A 25415-nucleotide genomic window follows, 5' to 3' on the forward strand; every position below is an offset into this window, starting at 1 on the left:
ATAGTCATATAAATCATGTTATTTTGGATAGTTTGTTCTTTAAATTAGGAATTAAATAAAGAATTATAAAAACGCGCTAGGTACAACTAAGAAAGAAACAGGATAAAAAATAAGTCATATTACCTGTAGTAATAACACTAAGTGAATTGCACCTCTTATAAGTGACTTGTGTATCTCTTACTGCGTTTGAAGTTAATTGCCAATATTTCGTGTCGTTCTTCTACAAGACATTGCGTAAAACCGTTTGGTTACCAATTCCACCAACGTAATCTTCAACATCTTTCATTCACTTCATTAAATTGTCCTGTTGCTTGATTTTGTGCTTCTTGAACTTTTTTATTCAACTCTGTTTTTGTGGTTTCAATATCTTTGTTGACTTGCTCTAAGGTATCTTCCTTTACTTTGTCCATATCAGGACAACCGACTCCCAATTGCCATTCTTCCATAATTTGAGGATGCCAGGCTTGCCGTTTGAAATATCTAACCATAAGGTTTTTCCATTTTCTAAACCGATTGTCGGTGGTTTTGCGCTTTCAATAATTTTTGTTTGATAATTTTTAAGGTTTTCTTGTACTTTTTCTGCTAACTTTTTTGCTGCTTCTGATTCCTTTTTCACAACATCAACTTGTTCATTTGTCTCTTTCACAAGTTCTTCCAACTTATCTAACAAGCCTTTATTTGCTTTTCCAGCTAGACTGCCCATAACTTGGGCATACATGTGATCTAACAGACTTCTCGTATCTTCTACTTCTTTAAAATCAACAAAATAATATTTATCATTTGCCGCATTTGTATCACATTCATCCGCTGCGATAAGACGTGCTTCTAAAAACAAAGGTGGCGTAAATTTTGTATCTTTGAAATGGACAATATCGCCCTTATTTACTTTTTCATGAGATAAACCAAATATCTTTTCTAATGCAATTGGAGTTACTTCATACTGTACAGTGCTATTAATACGTTTCTTTAGTTCCGCTTCCGTTAGTTGTTTTAATCTTTCGGCTGACATATTTTGATCTTCTGTTTGTGGACTATAGATGTCATATTTGTGTGAACCATCTTCTGTCCAACGTTGTAAGGCATCTGCATCAGCGACGTATAACTTCCCACCGTTAATCTTTTCAAAAGTTAGATACTCACCTGTTTCTTCGTTTGCTTCAACAGTAAAATCCTGTAGCGGTTCTTTTAAACTTTTCCTAGCCACTCCGCCATGCCATGTACTACCTGCACCAAAGTTATCTATAACAAAGCGCTCACTATCTGACTTTAGAGTTCCTGTGTTTTCACCTTCGTTAGTGTTTGGACCATTTTGATTCCAACCAACCATTGTTTTCATTTCATCGTGCATAACAAGCTGTTCTTTCTCGACTGTTCGTTCTTCCACAGAAACAGGGTATCCCATACGAAAATGTTGAATTTCTTCTTCCTTTTTTCGTGAAATATCAATAAAAGTAGAGGGAGTTTCTACCTTAACTATGAACGTAGGATCAGAATATTTACTCTCATTATTCGATATATTTGTAATTAATCTACTTCCTTGTAATTTGAAATCTATTTTTCTCCTTGGGCCTAGTTTATAAGGCATTGGACAAATGAATTTTAAGGTGCCTTTTCCTAAACTCATAAAATTATCAACATTAAAATCTTCATCAATAACAGCTATATATGTTCTATCTAGTTTTGTATCAAAAGTTAGCTCGGTTGCTTGTTCAGTAATTAACCATGTCGCTATTTCTTCTTTTAACGTTTCTAAATCTGTTCCATCTGGAACGATAATTCCCACAGGGACAGAAAGTCGACGAGGATCTGTTTCCATTCCTAATAATCTTGCGCCTGGATATCCAGGCGTGTTTAAGAATTTACGTTTTAGAGGTTCCCATGTTGGCGGGCTCCATCCTCTTTCTAGTTGGATATATTCTTTTCGTTGATTGTTGAATGTAAAAGAGCTCATTTTGACACTCCGTTTTTTTATAAAATAAGAGAAACCCAAACCTAAAAGGCTGAGTTTCTCTTTTCTTCTCTTTCTTGATACTCGGTTGTATAGCCGATAAGTACCGCGTGCCACGTCTCTTCCTTCTAAATTTACGGGTACTTCAATAAATCTCCACCAAGCATTGGAATAACTCCACCGCCAGATGATCCGAAAGAATTATTAATGACTTGATTTGATACACTATTTGTCATGGCTTGTCTACTGTTTGACATACTTCCATATACACCACTCATGACGGTCTTTAATCCTCCCAATTGGCTTGCGGAAGTAGCCATCATACGGCTCATATTATCCATTAATTGATTTTATAGATTATAAAGGTATATTATGAGTTGTGTTTTTCGCCACTTCTCACAATACAAATATATCACGTTAACTCCAAAACGACCGGCACATTTCCTGCCAAAAAACGGCCATAACCCTTTCACTTTTTATTATCTGATTTACATATAATTACAATAAAAAATGCAATTATGCTCGCAAAAGAAGGGATTATTTTTAATCCCTATCTTTTGTGATTGTAGTATTTATGAAATTAGAGCTATCAAAGAGATGTATATCAATAAAGGCTGATGTTAGTTTTCATCTTTATCATTTTCTGATTTCGTAGCAGTATCTTTAAAAAAATCACCTGCTAAATTAAGTAGTTTCTTTCCACCTTCACTATTCAAAAGATTCATTAAAAATACCGGATCTTGAACCTTTTGAATAAGAGCTTGCATAAATACGGATTTAGCAACACCTAATATCTCTGTCGAAGTTATTTTTATATTAAAATAAGGAATATTAATTTGGAATGGCGAATAATCAGATGAATTATTTTTCTGTTTTTTTAATGTTTCATCAGTCGTTCCATTGATTGCTTCATTGGTTGTTTCATTATTCGTTTTGGAAAGTGTAACAGCTTCGGCCGCTATTATTCGACTTTTCTTCTGAGTTACTTCGGTTATTGGAATAGATGAAGTTTGATACGAAACATTTTTATTAAAATATGGGCTAGATCCCATTTTTTTCTCCTTTCATAACGAACACATTATATATTCTAAACATATATTAAACTATATTAATGAAGGATTACTTCACACTACGTGAAGCAACCCTTTATTTATTCTTGGTGATATAAGAAGGTTGTTACTTAAAAACCACCATATCCGCACCAGCTTGCACCAACGATAATAAGCAAGATAAACAATACGATTAGTAATGCAAATCCTCCGCCATAACCACCACAACCACTTCCATATCCTTTTTCTGCAGCCAAGATATACTCCTCCTCTCTAGAAAAAAATGAAGTTCATAAACTAGCAAAAACAAGCAGCGCCAACGATAATAAGCAAGATAAACAATACGACTAGTAATGCAAATCCTCCGCCATAACCACAACCACTTCTATATCCTTTTTCTGCAGCCAAGATATTCCCCCCCGATCCTATAACAAAGATGCGTTTCATAATAACTAACAGAAGTTCTATTAATTTAACTCGTAATGAAAACAAGCTAACAGAAAAATAATTTTTCATTGCAGTCATGTTGTACTTGCTTATCACTACACTGACACTATATGTATTGGGCTGTAAACGGTTATGTGCTTTTATATCAACTTTTCCATTTTTGAGGAAAATGTCATTGACCATTTTTAAAATCGTTATATTTATATTACTAATTTTATAACCCACATTTAAATTTAATCATTCGTATCTTTTTCTCTACTTTGACGATTTGAAATCATTATCTTCTTAATCCATACTATTTTCACTAAGTAATTAATATATTATTTCAATTTCTCTATGACTTACCCATATCTTATATTGTGTGTAACTGAACCCTTTGCTGAATCCCTTGGTATCATTGAATTTATAACACTTTCTTTTTTGAGTTACATAGTACAAAATTTATGAGTAACTGTAAGGAATACCACCACATTGCTACCAAGCTAAGAATATGAATTTTATCAATCCATGTTTTTCTTTTGCATATTGGCTAGTATAGAACAAAAGGTTATCAAATGCCGAGGGAACTCTCAGCAGATGATAACCCTTTGAACTAGCGTATCAATAATTTAATTAGATAACCTCACAAATATATTATTGAACCACCCCAAATACATTAATTTCAGCGGCACTTGTCCATGGATTGTTGTTTACCTCGCTTAATGCACGTAGTTTAATATAACGACCTGTCTTATTTACAAAGCTGACCTCTTTCAAGTTAATATTGTTTGCAAAAGCACCTATGGATACCGCTGTTCCCCAGTTTACTCCATCACTACTGACGTAAAACTCATAGTCCTTAATCGTTCCATTTATTTGGCCGTCTTGCCTTGGCAAGTAGCTGAATTTGGAGAGGTTATAAGTTGCACCTAAATCAATTCGAATCTCGTGCGGCATTGGAGCTACGGGGCTCCAGTTTGTATGCCAAAATGTGTCTTTGTTTCCATCAAAGGCATACGTACCTAAATTGTACCAATTATAACTATCTACATATTTTAGTGTCCAGTTTGTTTGCGGAATTAAACTAGCTTCTTTTGTTGTGACTGCTACATTCATAGCAGAATTACTTGTACTTGTCGTTGTAATCGTTACTCCTGATTTTTCTCCCGTGTAGGTATTACTATTCGGATTAGTGTCTGGACCAAAGGTAGCAGCATGATTTTGATTCGTGTAATAGAACGGGTCTTGGTATTCACTGACTGATTGTTCTATATCAATGAAAGGATGCGGATCACTGGAATTATTATTCATGGATTCATCAATATGCCAAACTGCAATACCACCAGAATTTGTTGGTAAGCTCGCATCATACCCAACCTTTGCGCGATTCTCAACTAAAAAATACGTATTATCCTTTAAAGGAATCTTTAACACATTATAATTATTTGGGATAGCATTTAGAGTAAAGTTATTAGTGGTATTTACTACATTTGGTGTTACAAATCCTAATTTTACTTTTGACCAAGCATCCATATGACCCGGTGTAGCTCCATAATCTTCTCCTTGTAGACTATTCCAAGATCCATTACCCATTATACTTAGGCTACCCACACGATTATTATCACCATATAGATCTGGCAGGCCAAAGGAATGACCTAACTCATGAGCAGGGATACCAATTGTTGCCATATGACCATATTGTTTTTCACCCTGCGCCGTATACATGCCTGATACCGTAACACCATCGTGATTTGTATTTGGAGCATACGACTGATGTGCCCAAATATAAGGAAGTGGAGCACCAGGAGCAGCCTGTTCATTACCAGCAAGAAAACTTACAATGTAGAAGCCATCTTTAGAGTCAATGACTTGATCATTATTAGTATCAAGACTAGCAAAATTCACTTGAGAATCAGCTTTAGCCAGTGCATCTGTTATAACCGTACCCATACTTTTTCCCGATGTACTCGGATGAGCGTAATCTAATTTCACTTTAACCACTCCATCATTTTGAGTACCATATGTTTCAGGAGCTGGAGTTATCTGTACTTTTCCGTTACTTACTTCATTATAGTAATTCTTAACTGACTTTTGATTTGTAGAAAAGAATTTGTTACTCCAGTCGTTATCGTTATATGCAATATTAACATCTGTAAACCCAATTAACAAAACAAGTAATTTTTTGGTTCCTACAACTGGAGTGACAGTTCCATCAATATTTTTGGGTGATTCTTTTTGTAATTTATTCATGTGCACCTGTTTTTTCTTTACTTGAGGGTTGTATTTTTTTATCCACTTATTCAAATTGTCCTCATTTAACGCGATTGAAGGCTTCTTATCGATTTTATATTTTGTACCCGTTGATATCAGTTCATCTGATGTAAGCTCAGCGTAATTCCAATATCCCTTCTGATCTTGTAAAAGTATGTCGCCATCCTTTGTACTTACCCAGTGGAACCATTCATCTCCATGTAACGTGCCTTCAAAAGTTTCGCCTGACGGCTGCTTCATTTTGACAACTCCCTCGTATGCTGGTGCGGCAAAAGCGTTCGTTTGAACATACAAAACACAAATCAAAGAAAAAACGAACATGAACAGGAACTTTAAAATTCTTTGCATAAACATTCCCCCTTTTTCAATTGTGTGTGAAATATTCTGTTGATAGCCAGACTAGATTCATACATGGAATAGATTGAAAGATACATTTGTATAACACTAACAGAATACCTTTAATTATAATTACAGGAAATTGAAAAAATGTTAATTTTTCATCCAGATAAATATTTTCTCAAGATTATCCAATAAAACAGGATTGATAATGGTAGTTCTTCAGAGAACTACTGATTTTCTGCCTAAAATATGTCTTAACGTAACATGCGAATTTTTTTGATGTGGCGATCCCATCGCAATCAGGCTAAGGTTTTAAACTATCCCAAAAGAAAAAGCAATGATTAAATTTTAAACCTAGTCATTGCCTTATCCATTGCATCTTGATTTACACCTATATAACGTAACGTGACCTTCTCTGACGAGTGATTAAATATCTCCATGAGCAATGCTATGTTTTTCGTTTGCATGTACATGTGAGACCCGTATGTTTTTCTCAATGTATGTGTTCCTATTTCATCTAATCCAAACTCTGCCACTGCTCCGCTTAATATCTTATATGCCATACTACGACCAATTGGACGATTCCTACCTTGTCTACTTTGCAATAAATACTCATTATCTTCCCTTTCTTCGATAAACCATTTAAGCTCTCTTTTCAGTGCTGCAGTAATTTGTATTCGTTTCTGTTTCCCAGTTTTCATTTCTCTCATAGATATATGACTACTTTTAACATCTCCTACCTTCAATTTCAAAATGTCCGAGATTCTCAGGCCTGTATTGATTTTCATAATGAAGAGGATGTAATTGCGTAAGCTCTTTTCCTTAAAATACTCTTTAAGCTGCTGTATTTGTTCTGGATCACGTATTGGCTAAACAAAATTCATTATTCATTACCTCCAGTTTCTTCAGTCTCATAAACTTCTAATCTAAGAGCAAAAGCAAGTTTATAAAATACTCTAGCCTTAACACGTCGATAAGTACGCTCACTCATGCCGATTTCGTTATATACCATATAATCACATACATCTTCATCTTCTAGATAACGCTTAATGATGATGTCTCTTTGCTCCCTTCCTGCACGCCCATTACCCAAACGACTAAGAAACTGGTCAATACGAAATGATGTTTGCTTAATCCATTCTTCTCTTTTACTTTGTTGAATATTAGCCATCGCTACATCTTCTAATGGCTTTCCTACATCATTTGTAGATCCGTGATATCTAATTTCATAAGAAGGAGTAACTTTCATTTCTTCACGCATCATTCCAAACTGTCTATATAAATGTACATTTTCGAGAGCACCTTCTAATTTTTTCTGCGTTGCTACTCTATCGATTTTTGGTAAGAAAAATAATTGTTTAGTCATGTAAGACCACTCCTTTTTATTTTTAAATTATTTTTGTCTTAATACTCCGTGTCTTCGTTCATAACAAGGTCTATGTATTCCCATTAAATCACCAATTTCACGAGTACTTAATTTCTCTTTTTGTTTTTTCTTATTTTTCTTCTTTCCTTGCTTGGATTGCTTTTTCCACTCGCGTAATTGTTCTTTTAGTGCCCTCATATTTCCCCATCCCTCTTTTCAAAATAAAAAGAACACCTATTCCTAAAACAGCTTTAATTGCTGCTTTAATGAATTGGTGCCCTCTAGTTTTCTAGCCGGACTATATTCTGTTTGTTTTACTTTAAAAGGATTATTTTGTTAAAAAATTCATTCTAACTTATAAACACTATCTTTTTCTTATATTTCCCATTAAAATTTAATAGAAATATTCCGATAACAAAGGAGCAACCTATGAAACATAATATAAATCTATGGTCCTTTATTTTTTCATTCGTTTGTATTGCTTGTTTTCTTTTATATCTTGAAGTATGTACACCTGAAATAAATGCATCTTTTATAAACGCCGTTTATTTTCACCCTTTATTTTTCGTACTCATTTTTTCAATAGGAACTTTTTTTGCTGGTATTAAAGGATTCTCTAAAGTAGATAATTGGATATCAATGCTTAGAAGCATAGTAACAGTTCTACTAACAATGTTATTATCAGTGTTTTTAACACTAACTTTGATTGTGGGCTATGCATTAAGTTAATCGTAGTTCTTCACGAATAAAAACCAATATTCCGTCAATACTGTAGACACATGGTTATCTTTCTCCGATTTCCTTATATAAGCAGTTAGCTTTTGCTAGCTGCTCTTTATTTGTACAAGGTACTCAATTGACTGGCGCACATATAATATCCTGAGTTCCTTTCTTTATAAAATAGTCGTTATAAAATGAGACTCGTCACGAGAGCACTTTACTAAGTGCTCTTTTTATATTCCAACTTAATACAAAATGAAAGTTTGATTAAGCTTATTTTTACTACCGCATAACATGTTTAATTCTGCTTATAATATAGTTGTAACTTAAAGTTACATATCATTTACTTGTAGGGCCTAATCTTCTTTTGTACAACAAGCAGTTAGCTAATTAAGCTGGCTGCTTTGTTGTGCAAAATGAAGTTTTTATACGATTTTAAACACATTTAAAAATAAATTCATATGATATTATTCCTCTCTTTTACAAAATGGATTTTGGTCAGAAGAGCACTTTTACAAAGTGCTCTTTTCCCATGGAATTAAAGCTCTACAAAATAGAGTTTTTGTTCAAATTAACGATCATACAATTGGACGGATTTACTAGTATTTTTACCAAAAAATTCATGATATGGTTAATTAGTCGAGTACGTCATTACTTGGCACTTCCCCTTAGAAGCCCCGCGGACAATCGGGGTTTCTTTTATCAATATATATTTGTCAAAATAGTTAGTTGAGTGTTAAAATATCATAGATTCTCCTTAGGGAGTTTTCATGTAATTAAACAAGAGTTTACAAGTTCTCGAATCTTCGCCCCTTGGAGCGCCCTTCAAGGGGCTGAACTAATTAAAATAACGATTTTGTTCACTTTTTTGATACATTTATGAAACATTCACATGTTATCTTCAATATGTTCTATTCTTTTTGAAAAACCATGTGAGAATACCAAAACAAGAAGCCCTAAATCTAGGGCTTCTTGTTTTCAAATAAGGATTTTGTTAAAAACTACACATTTATTAAGAACATGCATAAAATATAATGTGGTATTCTTTTTCAATATTATTTTTTATCCGAGAGCGCCTTGAATGGCGCTCTTTAATTTCTAAATAACATTTTCAGGTAATTACGAGAGCGGATTTTATTATGTCGTACAAGCACTACTTCACTTTATTAAATAGACTATATAGATATCTAAAAGAAGGGAGCTCTAAATTCATATGGCTGATTACTTTTATAAAGATGGTAAAAAATATTATAAAAATCAATCGCATTCCAACAATCAAAAAAACAACTGTTTTATTGAAACTCATACGATAGCTGGTTCTGCAGAAAATGCAAATGGGAATATACCTGTATCTGTTTTCCTTGAAACCACCGCTCCACAAACTGTATTTGAGGATTTTACAAACAATCATAATAAAACATTAATTCAGTTATTCGTTGTCGGTATGAGTGCACCCGTTCAAGTAACTATTCTAACAAGAAGATCTAACGTACCAATTACTACTACATTACAACCTGTTCAAACAAAAATATTTCAAGTTGAAGATTTTCAAAGTCTTACTCTTACAAAGCAAGAAGGTTCTACTAGTGTAGTTAGTTTATTTGTTCAAAAAACATTCTGTATATGCTGTAACGATAATAACGATTCATGTGATAAATATTACCACGAATGTAATTGATAGATTAAATCACCAGAAGAACCCTTTATATAAAGGGTTCTTCTCCTTTAACTCCCCCACATTTTCCGGTTTTTATTAAACTAACTATTTTGTTAAAAATCTTTCTTCATTCTTTTTAGATCAAGTAACATATCTTACTAGATAAGGATATATTCCACAAAATTTTGAAAGGAGGACTTTTTATTAACACTACTTTAATTTCTCATTTTTATAACGAAGAGTATCTGCTTCCGTGGTGGTTAATGCACCACACAAAATTATTTGATCATGGCATTCTTATTAATCGTGGGTCTACTGATCGTTCGGTTGAATTATGCAAATTATTTGCACCTCATTGGGAAATCCGTGAATCAAAGGTACTAGAGTTTGATGCCATTTTAGTTGATCAAGAAGTAATGAACATAGAAAAAGAAATTACGGGATGGAAAATGGTACTAAATACCACTGAATTTCTTTGCTGTGTTGATAAGGAAGCCTTTTTCTCATCTCTTGCCAATTTAGGGCAAAAGATGTATGCTATTAGAACTATTCTGATGGTGGATGACCCTGCTCACGGTTATACCAATCCCAGATACGGAATTCCCCTTGTCAAACAGCGTTATCATGGGAGAATAATCCCTCCTAATCCACCTGCTCCATACTATGGTGGTAGATTAATCCACCATTATTCGCATGGTAACTATTGGGCAGGGCGACATTGGTCACCTCATCCATTTATCGTTTACATGTATCCTGCTTTCATTTTAAAATTCTTTTACAGTCCCTGGAATACTGCTATGAAAAACCGAAAATTACAAATTGGGCCTACTCTTTCTAAACATAGCATCCAGCGTGACTTAGGTACTCATCATCTGGCAACACTAGATAAATTAGAAAAAAATTATATACACTTTACAACCTCAACTACTGATCTTCGGTTAAACCCGGAATATCAAGTTTTATTTCCAGATTTATGTTTTCCTAACTTACAGTAATGTCCTTAAAAAAACATTCATATATATTTATCAGATGCACTTTGAAATCCCAGAGTATCGAATACTTTTATGAGTCGACTGACCAACAATATTCGATTTATCTTTAAAAATTTATTAAAAATAACTTAGATACAAAAAAGCTACGTTTTATATAGGATAAAAATTTTTTTACGCAAAGGAGCTTGATTATTTGTGAATTTTCAAAATGATAACAACTCTAACATTCACAAACCTTGCACTTGTCCATCCCCCACGGCTAATAGCTTAAATGTTGTTCAAACTACCCCATCAATAGTTTCTGTAAATTCCGCGATTCCACTAGATACCGTGGTAAATTCTAATGGTACAGCAATCTCGTTCACACCACCAACAACTGTTTTACTTGAAGGTGGAAGAACCTATTTGGCAATCTATGAAGTACAAGTTATCATTCAACCAGGAGGTAATTTGGCAGGTATCACTATGTATCTTAATAATAATCCAATCATTGGATCTGGTACTTCTCTGGGATATACTGCAGGATTCACTTCTGTATCAGCACCCGCAATTTTCACTACACCTTCAGGTATAACAAGTACTCTTACTATTAATGTAGGACCATATTCTAATACATTAAATACATTGGGCTTGACTCTTGCTGTTGTAGCATTAACATAGTTAAATCTAATACTTTCTAAAATAAATTTCTTTGTCCTTTAACTGCGGTTTGGAGTTAACCTCTTAGAACTCACTATAACTACATATAGAAAAAGATTATTATCTAAAATCAATAGTATTGGGTGACTCGGCTGACACAATTGCTGAGTCACCCATTTTTTATAATAAATTAACGCTTTTGTTTAGTTCTAATTTTTATAGTTAGATTAGATAAATTTATTTCTTATTATCTCAAAATACAATCACACCCAATTCATATCATGCATCTACTGGATATAATCTGCTATTCTTAGAGAGGATGATATACATATGTCTAGAAAAGACAGATTCAATTCACCTAAAATAAAATCTGAAATTTCAATTTCTCCCGACCTAGTCGGGCCTACTTTCCCACCAATCCCATCATTTACTCTGCCTACTGGAATTACCGGACCTACTGGCAACACTGGGGCTACCGGCGACACTGGACCTATCGGACCCACATTTAACATTAATTTTCGTGCAGAAAAAAATGGTGCACAGTCTTTTACTCCTCCTGCAGATATTCAAGTATCGTATGGTAATATAATATTTAATAATGGTGGAGGGTATTCTTCAGTAACGAATACATTTACAGCCCCTATAAATGGTATCTATTTATTCAGTGCCAATATAGGATTTAATCCAACTTTAGGTACGACTTCTACTCTAAGAATAACTATAAGAAAAAATTTAGTATCCGTTGCTAGCCAAACAATAGATATACAATTTTCTGCAGCAGAAAGCGGAACTTTAACTGTAGGCAGTAGTAATTTTTTTTAGTAGCGCATTATTACCATAATGAAAATCTTAAAATATAATAGCTACAACAAATCTCATACATATAGGAGGACCTTAATGATTCTAGCTCAAGAAAAGAACATAAAATTAATTATGCATTTTCTTACCTTATTATCTTTTTTTATTCTTATTTTCTTTAGCATCACAATTTTTTATATACCGTTGATTTTTTATTTTGTATACAAATCACAAAACATTCAAAAAAATATCCTTGAAGCTGTGTTTTATCAACTATTCATTTGGATAATTACAGTAATTTGGAATCTCTTCGCAATAAGAATCTTAATGCTATCCTTGTCTAATTTAGACTTGACTTCAAATAATACTTTGATTATTTTCGGCATAGCTCCTTTATATCTAATACTGTTCCTTTTGTTAATTTTCGGGTCTATAAAAGGGATTTTATATGCGCTACAAGAAAAAGAGTTTCATTATCCTATTATTTCTAAATGGATTAACAAATAAAATCACGTGTAGAAGAATTCAGAGTTTTACTGAATTCTTTTTTTATGGACCTTTCAAAGTCTTTTACATATTCCTCCGTTCCTTCTTTTAAATAAAATCCAAATTCTATACCAATTAATTGACTTATATTTAATTTTTTGGGATTTCATAATAATATTTACCTATAAAATCATTACCCTTATATAAGGAGCCATGAGCCTTTCCACTCATGGCTCTTTTTTATTACGATTTTCATTTCACATCTACACGATTTTGACTAGCTTCTCGACTAAATCCGTCTGGATATCTTGTTGCTAATTTAGATATATTCATTTGAGCAATATCTCCTAGGGTATATTCCCTTTCGTGAGACATGATTGAAATGTAGTACAAGATGTCCCCTATCTCTAAAGCGATTTTATGTGTATTTCCTTCTTCTTCTCCTGGACAATAAGCTGGATCAAATCCATGACCATGAAAAATTGCTTTTTTACAACATCAGCAACCTCACCAACTTCTCCCGTAAGCCCTAATGCTGCATTTAAAACAACTCTACCAAAATCGTTATTTGTATTCCATGTACATAATGTCGCTTCTTGATATTGATCTAATTCACAAATTTGATTGATATTCATTACAGCTTGTCATTCCATTGATTCACTAACTAATCTGGTTGTTTCATATACACCGTTTTCCATAGCGTTCATTTTATTTTCCCCTTCCTATTTAGCAAATTCCTAATCCTTTTTGAGGTAAGTTCGATGACTGGTATAAATCTTCAAATTCATTTATCTAATTTACATCTGTTAACTGAAATTCAATAAGATATTCTCTTTTTCCCAAATTTCGTTTTAATCTTTCTAAGTCTTCATTGCTTATTACAAATCGCTTTGAACTAACGATTGATGGATTCATTTGAACATCACGAACACATGCTGATATCGTAAATTCTTGTTCTATATTATTTTTTATAATCCATATTTCATCTCCAATATGCAGATTGTATTTTTGCATAAAATAAATCGGTACACCTATTTCCCCTTTACTAATCTGTATCACTTTATTATTTAAATCTAATAAAAAATTAAAATTAGCGTTTTGTTTCACGGAACTAATATCTATTACGCTATTATGTTCGCCTTATTTTTATTTTGTATAAAAATGTTATACCCGTTTACTTGTACTTGGATCATCTCTGCCGTTTGCTACTTTTTTACAAAAGGAGTTTTTTCTACAAATGAATCCATTGACTTTTGATTTATTTCTCCGGTATGAATCTGTACGACGTGCGGTGCGCTTGATACTTTAAACAATCGATCATAGATTTATAACGTTACTTGAAGCACTAGCCATTAAAAACTTGATAACTTGATAAACATAAATAAAATGATAATTATCATTTTATTTTTAGAGAAATCTCTTTTTAACATTCTCCTAATCATATGAAGCTAGTTCCCTTCATTTCTTAATATTTTCTTCGTCACTATAGCTATTAATATCATTATGAAACTAATAGCAAATATAGGTAAATAAATTTTCGTACTGAATCCTTCAAACATAAAACCATATACGACTTGCCCAATTGGTGCCATACATTGAGATACCGCTGTTATAATTGCCATCACTTTTCCTAGATTTTCATTTGGTGTTTTCTTTTGGACTACAGTAATCACATAGATGGATACAATTGTCATAATCATTGCGATTAGAAGAGAAGAAAGTATAAAGAGGATAAATGGTGGATAGTATCCTAAATTAAGAATAAACGGTGTAACTGATAGTGCCACTGGCATTACTAATAAAGCTATGATAAGCATCCAATTATATAATGTTTTCATCTGTAACTTTTTAGCAAAGAAACCGATTGACAATGCCCCTAATATGGTTGCAAAATCAATTAATCCCATTCCAATTCCATACATCGTATCGCTACTCTGCATAGTTACTCGTAACATAATAGGTCCTCCAACAACAAATAACGGTGTCAAAATTAAGTTTAGTAAAGCTGCAAGTAACATAGCTTTCAAAATAAAAGGTTGCTTTAAAACATAAAGAAAACCTTCTTTCATATCTTTTACAATTGTCGGTACGATATGGCCTTCCTGTATTCTTTTTATAAATGGTATTGTAATAAACATTTCTAAAATCGCAGATAAAAAGAAAGCAAGACAACTTGTTATTACGAGCATTTTCAAACCAATTATGCCGTATAATATTCCTCCTAGTACAGGTGCAACTATATTAGATAATGCTTGCACACCATTTACGATACCGTTTGCTTGTTCTAACTTTTTCTCTGGAACTAATTGCGGAATACTCGCCATTACAACTGGTGCGTACATTGCACTAATGACTGCTAGTAAAAACATAATTGTTCCAATCAATAAAATAGATACCGATTCAGTTAATAACAAAACTATAAAACTTAATACAATAGCAGCGTTTATAAAATCAAAAATGACCATTACATTACGGCGGTTGAAACGATCTGCTATTGCTCCGCCAAGAGGTGCTAGCAGAAACGGAATACTCGTTACCGCATATAACCCTGCGAATATATCTGCACGCCCTGTTATATCTAGCACATATAGTGAGAGAGCAAAACGTAATAGTGTTGAACCTAAAATAGTAATAATTTGACCACTTACCATTAAGTGAAAATCTTTCAAGGAAGATTGAATACTTGCTGGCATCCTCATCACATCCTTCATTTAGTCTAGACCGACTGCCGGTCTATAACACCCAAACAGAAAAAAGCTATTTCTGTTTCATTAAAACCTCGATCATATAATCAAAGGACCCTTCTTTCGCTCCAACAGATACTTCCATCATTTTAATATAAGCCTTAGCTCTTCTCATCATTTCTTCCGGTTTCCACTGAAATAAACCATCATCAAATATGACTTGTGCTGAAGAGAGTAATAATTCAATTGTTTCTTGTGGGTATGGAGTATAAAATATGCCTTCTTCTATTCCTTGCTCTAAAACTTCCGTTAATACAGGAGATAAATGTATAATGGATTGCACTAAACTTTTCTGATGCATTTCTGCATTATTTGGTTGATGGAATTGTTCAATCATTTTTTCTTTGACATCTCCTGATTTTGGTGATTGTTCCATTAAAATTTTAAATAACTTATCTAAAACGGGGATATCGGGATTGGAGACAATCCTTTTCGCCTTAGTGACATCCTCTTTAATAATCCTCATAATGATTTCATCCATTACTTCCTCCTTCGACTTAAAATAATGATAAAACGTCCCCTTTGCTATACCTATTTCTTTTAAAATGTCATTTACGGTTGTTTTCGTATAACCTTTCGTAAGAAACAAACGCTCAGCTGTTTCTAAAATTTCCTTTCTACGCTCCTCATACTCCTTTACAATTCGCATTCAAGTTCTCCTTCCCACCTGACCGACTGTCGGTCTATTAAAATTATATGTTTAGTTTGCAAAAAGTTTCCTATTATCGTACATATACAACACCATACTTTCTATTTCCTTTATAAATTTTTATTTTTTAACGTCCGCTCAATTTGTTTAAAACGTATCTCATGTTTCTTATCGTCACCTTTCATTTTAGGAAAAGAACGATGCCCTCCGCTTGATCCTATTTTTCTCAATTCTTCATCCAGACGCACAACACTTTGTAGTTTTTCAGCTCCTTCACCACAAGTAAGCGCATCTCCTTTACATCGATGACTTCAAAAAATGACAATTGATTCATACGACACGGTTCCCCTCCGTTCGATCTATGTTCTTATCAATGGAGTATTTTGTTGAGTTCCGATATGTAATATTGCATATTTTGTACTTTTAATTTTTGCACATGCGATAATTTATTTATAAAAATATAATTATTGATAAGGGTAATTTATATGAGCAAGTTCCGAAAGAAAATGATTAAATATTTGCAAACATTTTGGGGATGCTTAGCATTTGGTGTATTAATGTTTGCTATCTTCTTAATTACGGATTTAACAGATGCATCTTTAAATACATTAGGCTGGAGAGACTGGCTAGGTTCTGTAGCAGGCGCAACCATTTTATCTGTTGGAATATTTACTTTAAATAAATTGAATTTAAAATAAATATTCGGTCAATACTGTATGTAGGCTGTATGCCAACATTCATTTAAAGTAGTCTTCTCTGTATCTCCTTGTATTGAGCAGTTAGCTTTTGCTAGCCGCTCTTTTATTTTGTTCCGGTTCTTGCCTCTTAAAGAACTCTTTATCTACTTTCCCCCTAATAAGTACACATATCTTATCTATTCCCCATTACTACAAAATGAAATCTTTATTTTGTTTTACGCGTCGCTTCTTCAATCAGCCAGGATACAATATTAAAATCATTAGCATCACCCTTTAAAGATGTTCCGTTCCAAAAGCATTCTTTCATCACTTCAAGTAATTCTTCAACAACTTCAATTCATCTCATATTCATTTTCCCTTTCTTCCAAATAACTATTTTGTTTTACTAATTAGCTGATTAATTTCACAAACACCTTTATCAAACATTCCACGTTTCTTCACCCCGTGAATATTTTTCAAATAAAAATACATACTATTTTCAAGCCGCCGTGTCCACGGCTAATACCTCTTTCTTTTGTTACAGCAAAAGCAGGTAGGTTCTTCACTTATCTGCTTTCTCTGTATATTTTTTAAGAAATCGAAAATAATACCAACAAGCTGTTTGAACTAGCAGCTTCACTCTTCTCGCAATGGGGATGCAAATTATCACAATTAGCTAACTCATTGAACTCACTGGCAGACAACCAAAATCGTTGTCTGCTTTTTGTATGAGATTTTTCGTTTTACATATACTACTTTTGAACCTGCAGACCAATACGAGCCATTTTTGTGCTTGGGATTTCCCTTCCGGGGATAAGTATTTTTTACTTATCCCTTTTTTGTATAGACACGTATATTTAGGGTAAAACTAATTACAAGCAGATTTTCTGTTTATGCGTAGTTCTAAACAAGATTACTTTTTCTCCTATTAAAGGACGGCAGGTACGACTGCTAGTCCTTTTTTCTTATTTCGCATATTATCACTACATTACCTTCATCGTCGTAAGCAATTTCCTCATAAGGATGGCAGTGTTGCTTCTCGAGTTCCTCATCGATCAAAACTAACAAATTAGTTTTCCAGTTTCCAACGATCGTACACCAATACGAGTTTAATCCTTCATAAACTTCTCTTGTTCTATTTCGATAATTGCGGAATGTGTAATGAAAATACTCGCTCGCTTCAATACCTTTTTTTAACCAAAGTGTTCTGCTGAATGATAGTAATACCCTCGCTCTAATGGTTTTGGACTATAAAATTTCCTTTATAAATTCCAAATACGGTGAATGAAATTTTTGTTTTTTTCTTACCATCATCCTTGTTGTATACAAACAAAAAAAGAGCCACAATATTTTGCGACTCTTTTACAATTATAACTATTTAACGGCCACGTCTTTGCTGACCTTGCTTTGTACTACCTTTTTTATTACTTGGTTTATTAAATGATCGGTTATTTTCATTTCTAGAACTATTTCTCGAACTATTTCTTGAATCACTTCTCGAGCTATTTCTCGAATCACGTCTTGATTCACTTCTTGAACCCTCGCGGCTATCTCTTTGACGATTTTGACCTGATTTCTTCGGAGCCGGCTTTGGTACCGGTTTTCCATTTTCATCTACACGTTTTATCTTCGGTTGTTCGATTATTTCTCTTTGTATTGGTGCACCAAGCGTTTTTTCAATTTCTTCTAAATGTTTTTCATCTTTCGCTGCAACGAACGTAATTGCAAGACCTGATCCACCTGCACGTCCTGTTCGGCCAATGCGGTGAATATAACTTTCTACATCTTCAGGGATATCAAAGTTAAATACGTGCGTTACACCATCTACATCAAGTCCACGAGCTGCTACATCCGTTGCGATTAAGTACTGAATTTTAGCTTCGCGGAAACTCTTCATAACTCTTTCACGTTTCGCTTGAGGTATATCACCATGAAGTTCAGCACAATTATAACCTAATCCTTTTAAATTATCATAAAGCTTACTCGCTCTAACCTTTGTACGACAGAAAATAACAGCTAAAAATGGCTGATCACGATCCATAACAAAACGAAGTGCATCTGGCTTTGCACGGTCTGTCGTCTCAATGACACGCTGCTCAATTGTATCAACCGTTACTTCTTCACTTTGTACTTGAATCATTTGCGGTTCATCCATATAACGCTTCGCCAATTTTTTAATATCTTTTGGCATCGTTGCTGAGAATAACATCGTTTGTTTACTACCTGGTGTCTCATCTAAAATATCTTCAATATCATATAAGAAACCAAAATAAAGCATTTGATCCGCTTCATCTAATACAATTGTTGAAAGATTACTTAAATCAATTGTTTCACGGCGTATATGATCTAATAATCGTCCCGGTGTTGCTACAACAATATGTGTATTACCTTTTAATTTTCTCAACTGTTGCGCAACATCTTGTCCACCATATATCGCTAGTACATTAATATCTTCTCTTTGAACAAGCATTTTTTTAATTTCAGTTGTAATTTGCAGGGCTAATTCCCTTGTTGGCGCAACGATTAAAGCCTGGACATCACTACACTCTGGATCAATTTTTTCTAAAATCGGTAACACGAATGCTAACGTTTTACCCGTTCCTGTTTTCGCCTGCCCAATAATATCTTTACCTGACAGAATAACTGGAATTGCCTTCTCTTGAATTGGTGTTGCTTCTGTAATTCCATTTTCACGTAATGTATGATTAAAAGTTTCACTAATTCCTAATTCTAAAAAGTTTTTCAAATAGACCACTTCTTTTCCTTATTTTTCACATTAGCTTTCATTGTACCATTTGTTTCGCCAAATATGAAAAATAAAAAAATTCTTATCTTCTTTTTTTATATTCATCCTGTACTAGATGAACAAATTCTTTTTGCTTTTTCTCAGATTTTATTAATGTTTCCATGTTAGTAGAAGACAAAATGAACTTCTTAATTTTTCTATTACTCCAAATTAAACTTGTATACTTCGGATCTTCATGTAGATTTCGAAACCACTCTAATTCACTTAATTTTGCGATATGGTGTTTCAATTTCATGTCATTTCGAGGATAAAATAAAATGATATCTGCTATTACATCAAATAACGAACCCATTTTCTCCCCCCCTATACCCTTGTTCAAATTATATATATTCTTCTTTACATATATATTTCAATTTTACCGAAATATAATGTTACTGATTTGGTTGAAATCGCAAAATATATGAACTAAAAAACCGATCTTTTCGATTTAGGAAAGACCGGTTTTCATTAATTTATACAGTAAGCTTTCCTCCATGATAGCAATAATACTGTGCTGCTTTAAAACTTTTAATCCTATTTAAAGACTGTTTCGCTTTTTCTATATCCAAACAAAAATTCGGATTAGCTATTACTAACTCACGATTCTCTTGAACAGCCGCATCTCCCGTAATTACACAGTCTAAATTCGGAAAATATAATGAAATATGCCCCGAAGTATGTCCTGGCGTTGCCACTACTTGACATTCATTATTCAAAATCATTTGACCATCATGTACTTTTTCATCGACGGAAATATGTTTTATATTTTTTAACTGTTGTATAAACCATTTGCCAAATTCTTTTTCTTCATTGGGCATACGTTCTAACATTTCTTCAGCTTGAACTAACCTCTCTGATTTTATATCACCATTAATATAGTTAGATTCAATTTCACTAGCAATAACATTAATATTTGGATATTTCACTTTAAAATCATATACAGCCCCTATATGATCGTCATCATAATGGGTAATAATTATATTCTTTAAGTTTTTCATCTCATATCCATGTTTTAATATTGCATTTTCAATTAAAGGTAAAAAACTTGGATATCCTGTATCAACTAACGTTAATTCATTATGTAATATAATTAAACTTGGATAAATACATTGTTTTTGCCCGTTAAATTCGAATTCAATTGGTAGTTCTATTATTTTCATTTTTCTTCCCCCATACCGCTTATAAAATGCATAATAATAACTAAATCATACACATACATTTTACTGTACATATCACAAATAATTTGAATCCAAATATCCATTTTGTTAGAATTCACGTTTAATGTGTAATTTCTATATAACAAAGAAAAAAGCACCCGTTATGGATACTTCCTTATCTTACCTGCTCAACTACATAAATCAAATTGGGTCTATCCGAAACCTGATATGTATAGTCTTCATTTTTATGCATATATGTTTCTATCCTATTTATCACTTTAAACATTCTGTCTGAATTCGCACTGAAACGAGATACTGAATCACATAAAACTATTGACCCTTTCTTATAAAAATTTATAATTTCATAAATATCTCGTTCTAAACAAACTTCTCCTACTTGCAAATCCTCTTTCGCTTCATAGTTATAAATTCCCATTCTCATTTTCCCCTCAAATTGTATTTTTTCTTACAACATCCCCTTGTTACATAAATAATACCACGATAAAATTCTAAAACTCAAACTCATCGGCTTCATTTGAGAAAATAAAAAAGCCATCACCGAAGCGACAACTTTTAAGAAAATGGGAGAATAGAGAGGAAAAATGGTTCGAACCAAAGTAACACCTGAAATGCTAGATGAAGTGGCTAATCTTGCAATTAATACCAGAATTACATTAGAAGCCTATGAATCACCAGCGAGTAAAGAGGCTATTTAAGAATTACAAAAGTTCTCATCAATAAATGCACCCTTAGATTATTTAGAAGTAATTCAATATTGTACGAATGCAGAGATTAATGTAGAAAATGAACTTTAATACGTATTACCACCAAACGTTACCTGCGTAGTACCTTTACTTGGAACGAACACATACTATGTAACGGAACACTGTTCAAAATAATCCACATTATAATATTTTGAACAGGTATTCCCCTATTTTTATGGAAATATATAATTAAGAAAAACAATAAAATTGATTAATCTCTCTCTTCTTTGTCCATCCTTTTAAAAAATCTATGTTTTTGTAAAAGGAGTGTTTATATGGAGAAACAGACCCTTTGGAAAAAGTTCAAAAAAAGCTCTGTAAACCTCGGTAAATCCAGCGTATATGAAAGTATTATTTTATTCTATACAATGAAAAAGAAAGAATTACCTAATAAAGCGAAATTCATAATATTAGCCGCTTTATCTTATTACGTATTAACAATTGATTTCATTCCAGATATAGCTGCTATTATTGGGATCGGCTTATTAGATGATGTTTTAGCAATCGCTGTAGCGCATAAATACGTGATGAGACACGCAGATGCTGAAATTCGAGAGAAGAGCAAAGTAAAGATGGAGTCATTATTTACTTCAGCACAAGCATAATGAAACTATCTAGTCATTTACCATGAGAGCATTGCAGAATAAATTCCTAAACAGTAAAAGAATTTCTCTTAGTCCTCAAACCGTAAACAAATAGGGAATCAGCACTTGTTCCTAAGTTCTGACTCCCTTTTATTTATTCTTATATCTATCTGTTATACAGTTTCATGCGTTCCCTTATATAAAACTGCTATTGCCGCTACTATAAGAATCATACCCATAAAAGCAGGTGCGGCATGACCAAGTGATACATAGATTTGTCCTCCAAGAATAGGACCAATCATTCTTGCTAAAGCTTGAATAGATTGGCTTCCACCTTGAATCCTTCCTTGTTCACTAGAACTGACAGACTTTGAAAGCATCCCGTTGAATGAAGGTCCGAAAATTGAATCCCCAAAACCATACATCAGCATCCCAACGATAAGTAGTGGATAGAGTGAAAACAAAGCTGATGCCGCAATAAAACTGTATCCTATAATCTCCGAAACCATCCCAAGAATTGCTATTTGTTTATCACTAAGCTTGATCAAAAGCTTTGGCATGATAAAACTTTGTGAAACAATGTCTTGAAAGCCCAAAATTGAAAACATAAGTCCGATTAATGCAGGTTTCCAACTGAAAGTATCCATTGTAAATTGCGTGAAAATTGATTGTAAAGATCCGTTAGGTATCCAAAGTAAAAACGCTGAGACAAGTAACCACTTTAAATTTTTTATGGAAAGTATGTTTGCTAGCTGTACAAAAGGATTTAACCTTACAAAAGTAATCTCTTTCAACCTATTATTTTTTTCAAGGCTCTCAGGCATATATTTGATCCCATATACAACATTTATTAACGTTATGATTGCACCAAAATATATAGGTACAGTATCACCAAACTTGGCAAGTATCCCCCCAATGGTTGGGCCAATGATAGTTCCCGCACCTACAACTGCACTCACCCATCCAAAATATTTCGTTCTCTGTTCTTTTGGAATGATGTCTGCAAAATATGCGAAGATAGTACTTATGCTCCCGCCTGTTATTCCTTCTATTATGCGTCCAGCAAATAGTACCCATAAAGCTCCTCCTATTCCAAAAACTAAGTACCCAATTGCAGAACCAAATAAGCATATTAAAAGTAGTGGACGACGGCCATACTTATCGCTTAAAGCTCCGAGTACTGGTGCAGCTAAAAACACGCAGGCCGCATATACGGAAGTTAGTAGTGTAACAACCAATGCTTGTTCTTCCGGATTACTTGTATATGGCTGTACTAAGAATGGGACTACAGGCATGATGATACTGAAACCTATACCACAAAGAAATACAGAAATAAGTCCGAATAGTAAAGCATGTTTATCTATGCTTTTTTCAGTTCCCCTTTCATTTTTCGATCTAAATATAGACATTTAACTTCTCTCCTAAAAATTTTGTTGCTTTGTCAACAAAATAATAACTCTATTTTTGTTGATTAGTCAACAAAAATAAAATAATAAAAAAGCAGCCTATTCTCATTAGAGTAAGGCTGCCCGTAAAAGCCCGATTGGTGAGGGCTGATAATCAGTGGAGATGAAGCCCCCCACTGATTAAAGTTTCACTTTATTATTAAAATATATTACGATTTAATATGTATACCTTGTTTCTTTATTTCTGCATCCAAATGTCTACTATACTTTTCCACAAAGCTAATTATACTGTTGAATTCTTCTTCAGTCACTTGTTCAAATACAGCTTTATCTCGCTCTTGAAACTCTTTATGCAAATTTTCATGGATTTTATAAATTTCTTTCCCTTGTTCGGTAAGCCTAAAATAAATTTCTTTCTTATTTTCTGACTTTTGGTAGCTTTCAACAAGGCCTTTTTGTATGAGCTTCTTAGTCATTCTACTTATAGCACCGCGAGTCACATAAAAAGCCTCTGCGAGTTGTGTCACGTTAGAATCTGCATTGTTTTCAATATATTCAATGCAGTGGACTTCAGAAGACTTAAAACCTTTAAGACCCTCTTCCATCTTATCTTTATTAAGCCAAACCAGCTTATTATATAATTCCCTGAAACCGTTCATGACCTGTTCTTCTTTATTCATGCCCTGCCCTCCTCACCGCTCATTAGCACATTAAAACTATTATATTAAATTTCTGCTTACGTTTCGACAATATTGAAATAATTATTATAACATTAAAGATATGTGTGAAAATAGGCGCTTAAATAAAATAATTTTTAAACAGCAAATTTTGCAAGTTTATTTCTACTTACAGTAAACGGTAGACAAAAAGTAAGAGCTAAGATCATTTCTCTTAGCTCTTCTTTCATAAAACTATTTCACTTCATTAGCGACAAAAAAGTGCTCACATACACTTGATATGCGCTGTAAGTCCACGTTCCCACCAGATATAACAGCCACTACTTTTTTCCCTTTTATATAACTATCAACTTTTCCTGCAAGAAGTGCAGCAGTTGCTAATGCACCTGCACCTTCTACAACAGCTTTCCCACGTTGTAATAAATCTTTCATCGCTACTTCCAGCTCTTTTTCTGATACAGTTACAATATCATCTACTAATTCTTTTACAATTTCAAATGTTAATTCACCTGGTATTTTAACTGCGCAACCATCTGCAATAGTAGGCGCCTCATAGTGTTCTACGATTGCTCCTTTATCGTAAGATGCCTTCATTCCATGAACATTATCTGCTTGGACACCAATTATATTAATCGATGGATTAAAAGATTTTAATGCTACAGAAATACCAGAAATAATTCCGCCTCCACCTATTGGTACAATGACAGTATCTACATCCCACATATCATCAAGAATGTCTAATCCAATTGTACCTTGACCAGCCATTACCTCTACATCATCATATGGATGTAAGTATGTTTCACCTGTTTCCCTTATAATTTCTTCACATTTTACCTTTGCATCATCAAAGGTTTCACCATGTAAAATCACTTCAGATCCATATCCTTTTGTTGCTTCAACTTTTGCCTGAGGTGCAGAAATTGGCATAACAATTTTACTCTTAATACCGAGTAAATGAGCAGATAATGCAACTCCTTGTGCATGATTACCTGCTGAACATGCAATTACACCTCTTTCTTTTTCTTGATCCGTGAGCCGCGACATTTTATTAAATGCGCCACGAAATTTAAAAGAACCCGTTAATTGCATATTTTCTAATTTCAAATGAATTTCTCCACCCGTTTTACTAGTCAAGTAAAAAGATTTTACTAATGGCGTTTTACGAGCATTTCTATCTAGAATTTTGTGAGCTTTTTTAATATCGTCTATATGTAATGGTAGTTTTCTAGTTATCATACTGACACCTCTTCCAATGTTCTATTCCTAAGTTTTCGTAAGTCG

General features: G+C 33.4%; 27 protein-coding genes and 3 pseudogenes. 8 read left to right on the top strand and 22 right to left on the bottom strand.

Translation table 11 applies throughout. The annotated features are described in order from the left end of the window. Positions 1-272 precede the first annotated feature (272 nt). The 10 genes and pseudogenes from ACTFRM_RS28620 to ACTFRM_RS28665 all read right to left on the bottom strand — a co-directional run bounded on the left by ACTFRM_RS28620 (position 273) and on the right by ACTFRM_RS28665 (position 7597). Complete coding sequence (locus ACTFRM_RS28620) at positions 273-410, bottom strand: hypothetical protein (protein ID WP_240522987.1); 138 nt, start codon at positions 408-410, stop codon at positions 273-275. Beyond that, positions 398-1951 (bottom strand): distal tail protein Dit, encoded by a 1554-nt coding sequence (locus ACTFRM_RS28625; RefSeq protein WP_440043820.1) that lies wholly within the window; start codon positions 1949-1951, stop codon positions 398-400. Before ACTFRM_RS28625 ends, ACTFRM_RS28620 begins: the two co-directional genes overlap by 13 nt. Before the next feature lie 41 nt (positions 1952-1992). Continuing rightward, positions 1993-2298, bottom strand: a pseudogene (locus ACTFRM_RS28630) (phage tail tape measure protein); the annotation flags it as partial. Positions 2299-2568: 270 nt separating this feature from the next. Then, complete coding sequence (locus tag ACTFRM_RS28635) at positions 2569-3000, bottom strand: hypothetical protein (RefSeq protein WP_000535863.1); 432 nt, start codon at positions 2998-3000, stop codon at positions 2569-2571. A 128-nt stretch (positions 3001-3128) separates the two neighbouring features. Beyond that, positions 3129-3254: a YjcZ family sporulation protein gene (locus ACTFRM_RS28640; RefSeq protein WP_000718599.1), complete on the bottom strand. Its 126-nt coding sequence runs from the start codon at positions 3252-3254 to the stop codon at positions 3129-3131. 40 nt (positions 3255-3294) lie between these two features. Further along, complete coding sequence (locus tag ACTFRM_RS28645) at positions 3295-3405, bottom strand: YjcZ family sporulation protein (RefSeq protein WP_000718602.1); 111 nt, start codon at positions 3403-3405, stop codon at positions 3295-3297. A gap of 672 nt (positions 3406-4077) precedes the next feature. After that, positions 4078-6042, bottom strand: a complete 1965-nt coding sequence (locus ACTFRM_RS28650) for a M6 family metalloprotease domain-containing protein (RefSeq protein WP_001188933.1) — start codon at positions 6040-6042, stop codon at positions 4078-4080. 332 nt (positions 6043-6374) lie between these two features. Then, on the bottom strand, positions 6375-6899 hold the full coding sequence (locus ACTFRM_RS28655; protein ID WP_232306852.1) for a tyrosine-type recombinase/integrase: 525 nt from the start codon (positions 6897-6899) through the stop codon (positions 6375-6377). 17 nt (positions 6900-6916) lie between these two features. Continuing rightward, positions 6917-7399, bottom strand: coding sequence for an ArpU family phage packaging/lysis transcriptional regulator (locus ACTFRM_RS28660; RefSeq protein ID WP_000166127.1), 483 nt, complete (start codon positions 7397-7399; stop codon positions 6917-6919). Between the two features lie 27 nt (positions 7400-7426). Then, on the bottom strand, positions 7427-7597 hold the full coding sequence (locus ACTFRM_RS28665; RefSeq protein ID WP_001202056.1) for a hypothetical protein: 171 nt from the start codon (positions 7595-7597) through the stop codon (positions 7427-7429). A 231-nt stretch (positions 7598-7828) separates the two neighbouring features. On the opposite strand from ACTFRM_RS28665, the gene ACTFRM_RS28670 reads away from it, so the two are divergent. From ACTFRM_RS28670 to ACTFRM_RS28695, 6 genes are all read left to right on the top strand, one after another. Then, complete coding sequence (locus tag ACTFRM_RS28670; RefSeq protein WP_000682208.1) at positions 7829-8128, top strand: hypothetical protein; 300 nt, start codon at positions 7829-7831, stop codon at positions 8126-8128. Positions 8129-9332: 1204 nt separating this feature from the next. Further along, complete coding sequence (locus tag ACTFRM_RS28675; RefSeq protein WP_000796389.1) at positions 9333-9797, top strand: hypothetical protein; 465 nt, start codon at positions 9333-9335, stop codon at positions 9795-9797. Positions 9798-10039: 242 nt separating this feature from the next. Beyond that, on the top strand, positions 10040-10771 hold the full coding sequence (locus ACTFRM_RS28680) for a hypothetical protein (protein WP_000546544.1): 732 nt from the start codon (positions 10040-10042) through the stop codon (positions 10769-10771). A gap of 192 nt (positions 10772-10963) precedes the next feature. After that, complete coding sequence (locus ACTFRM_RS28685; protein WP_001010966.1) at positions 10964-11428, top strand: hypothetical protein; 465 nt, start codon at positions 10964-10966, stop codon at positions 11426-11428. A 309-nt stretch (positions 11429-11737) separates the two neighbouring features. Then, positions 11738-12229, top strand: a complete 492-nt coding sequence (locus ACTFRM_RS28690; RefSeq protein WP_440043821.1) for an exosporium leader peptide-containing protein — start codon at positions 11738-11740, stop codon at positions 12227-12229. Between the two features lie 75 nt (positions 12230-12304). After that, positions 12305-12712 (top strand): DUF4870 domain-containing protein, encoded by a 408-nt coding sequence (locus ACTFRM_RS28695; RefSeq protein WP_000599417.1) that lies wholly within the window; start codon positions 12305-12307, stop codon positions 12710-12712. A 231-nt stretch (positions 12713-12943) separates the two neighbouring features. On the opposite strand, the pseudogene ACTFRM_RS28700 reads toward ACTFRM_RS28695, so the two are convergent. The 5 genes and pseudogenes from ACTFRM_RS28700 to ACTFRM_RS28720 form a co-directional block, all read right to left on the bottom strand. Beyond that, a pseudogene (locus tag ACTFRM_RS28700) lies at positions 12944-13398 on the bottom strand (nucleoside triphosphate pyrophosphohydrolase family protein). Positions 13399-13423: 25 nt separating this feature from the next. Next, positions 13424-14133 (bottom strand): annotated as a pseudogene (locus ACTFRM_RS28705) (ABC transporter permease); the annotation flags it as partial. A 6-nt stretch (positions 14134-14139) separates the two neighbouring features. Next, positions 14140-15384 carry an MFS transporter gene (locus ACTFRM_RS28710; protein ID WP_001111720.1) on the bottom strand — a complete coding sequence of 415 codons (1245 nt, stop codon included), beginning with the start codon at positions 15382-15384 and terminating at the stop codon, positions 14140-14142. A gap of 64 nt (positions 15385-15448) precedes the next feature. Further along, positions 15449-16084 carry a TetR/AcrR family transcriptional regulator gene (locus ACTFRM_RS28715; protein ID WP_001223581.1) on the bottom strand — a complete coding sequence of 212 codons (636 nt, stop codon included), beginning with the start codon at positions 16082-16084 and terminating at the stop codon, positions 15449-15451. A 110-nt stretch (positions 16085-16194) separates the two neighbouring features. After that, positions 16195-16332 (bottom strand): hypothetical protein, encoded by a 138-nt coding sequence (locus tag ACTFRM_RS28720; RefSeq protein WP_171840951.1) that lies wholly within the window; start codon positions 16330-16332, stop codon positions 16195-16197. A 237-nt stretch (positions 16333-16569) separates the two neighbouring features. Here ACTFRM_RS28720 and ACTFRM_RS28725 point away from each other — a divergent pair, with 237 nt between their 5' ends. Next, positions 16570-16782, top strand: a complete 213-nt coding sequence (locus ACTFRM_RS28725) for a hypothetical protein (RefSeq protein ID WP_000033157.1) — start codon at positions 16570-16572, stop codon at positions 16780-16782. A gap of 1357 nt (positions 16783-18139) precedes the next feature. Here ACTFRM_RS28725 and ACTFRM_RS28730 read toward each other — a convergent pair. From ACTFRM_RS28730 to ACTFRM_RS28745, 4 genes are all read right to left on the bottom strand, one after another. Then, positions 18140-19516 carry a DEAD/DEAH box helicase gene (locus tag ACTFRM_RS28730; RefSeq protein ID WP_002164545.1) on the bottom strand — a complete coding sequence of 459 codons (1377 nt, stop codon included), beginning with the start codon at positions 19514-19516 and terminating at the stop codon, positions 18140-18142. 73 nt (positions 19517-19589) lie between these two features. After that, the gene (locus ACTFRM_RS28735) at positions 19590-19859 is read right to left on the bottom strand and encodes a hypothetical protein (RefSeq protein ID WP_000535037.1); all 270 of its coding nucleotides are present in this window, start codon (positions 19857-19859) and stop codon (positions 19590-19592) included. 160 nt (positions 19860-20019) lie between these two features. Continuing rightward, positions 20020-20706: an MBL fold metallo-hydrolase gene (locus tag ACTFRM_RS28740; protein ID WP_000691158.1), complete on the bottom strand. Its 687-nt coding sequence runs from the start codon at positions 20704-20706 to the stop codon at positions 20020-20022. Between the two features lie 172 nt (positions 20707-20878). After that, complete coding sequence (locus tag ACTFRM_RS28745; protein ID WP_000513517.1) at positions 20879-21139, bottom strand: hypothetical protein; 261 nt, start codon at positions 21137-21139, stop codon at positions 20879-20881. Positions 21140-21742: 603 nt separating this feature from the next. Here ACTFRM_RS28745 and ACTFRM_RS28750 point away from each other — a divergent pair. Continuing rightward, complete coding sequence (locus ACTFRM_RS28750; RefSeq protein WP_000415079.1) at positions 21743-22072, top strand: YkvA family protein; 330 nt, start codon at positions 21743-21745, stop codon at positions 22070-22072. A 152-nt stretch (positions 22073-22224) separates the two neighbouring features. On the opposite strand, the gene ACTFRM_RS28755 is transcribed toward ACTFRM_RS28750, so the two are convergent. The 3 genes from ACTFRM_RS28755 to tdcB form a co-directional block, all read right to left on the bottom strand. After that, positions 22225-23460, bottom strand: a complete 1236-nt coding sequence (locus tag ACTFRM_RS28755; RefSeq protein WP_322356374.1) for an MFS transporter — start codon at positions 23458-23460, stop codon at positions 22225-22227. A gap of 206 nt (positions 23461-23666) precedes the next feature. Then, complete coding sequence (locus ACTFRM_RS28760; protein ID WP_001030904.1) at positions 23667-24137, bottom strand: MarR family transcriptional regulator; 471 nt, start codon at positions 24135-24137, stop codon at positions 23667-23669. 231 nt (positions 24138-24368) lie between these two features. Then, positions 24369-25370: a bifunctional threonine ammonia-lyase/L-serine ammonia-lyase TdcB gene (gene tdcB / locus ACTFRM_RS28765; RefSeq protein ID WP_000632959.1), complete on the bottom strand. Its 1002-nt coding sequence runs from the start codon at positions 25368-25370 to the stop codon at positions 24369-24371. Between the last annotated feature and the right edge of the window lie 45 nt (positions 25371-25415).

The organism is Bacillus cereus group sp. MYBK227-1, from assembly GCF_051916325.1.
GTDB lineage: Bacteria > Bacillota > Bacilli > Bacillales > Bacillaceae_G > Bacillus_A > Bacillus_A cereus.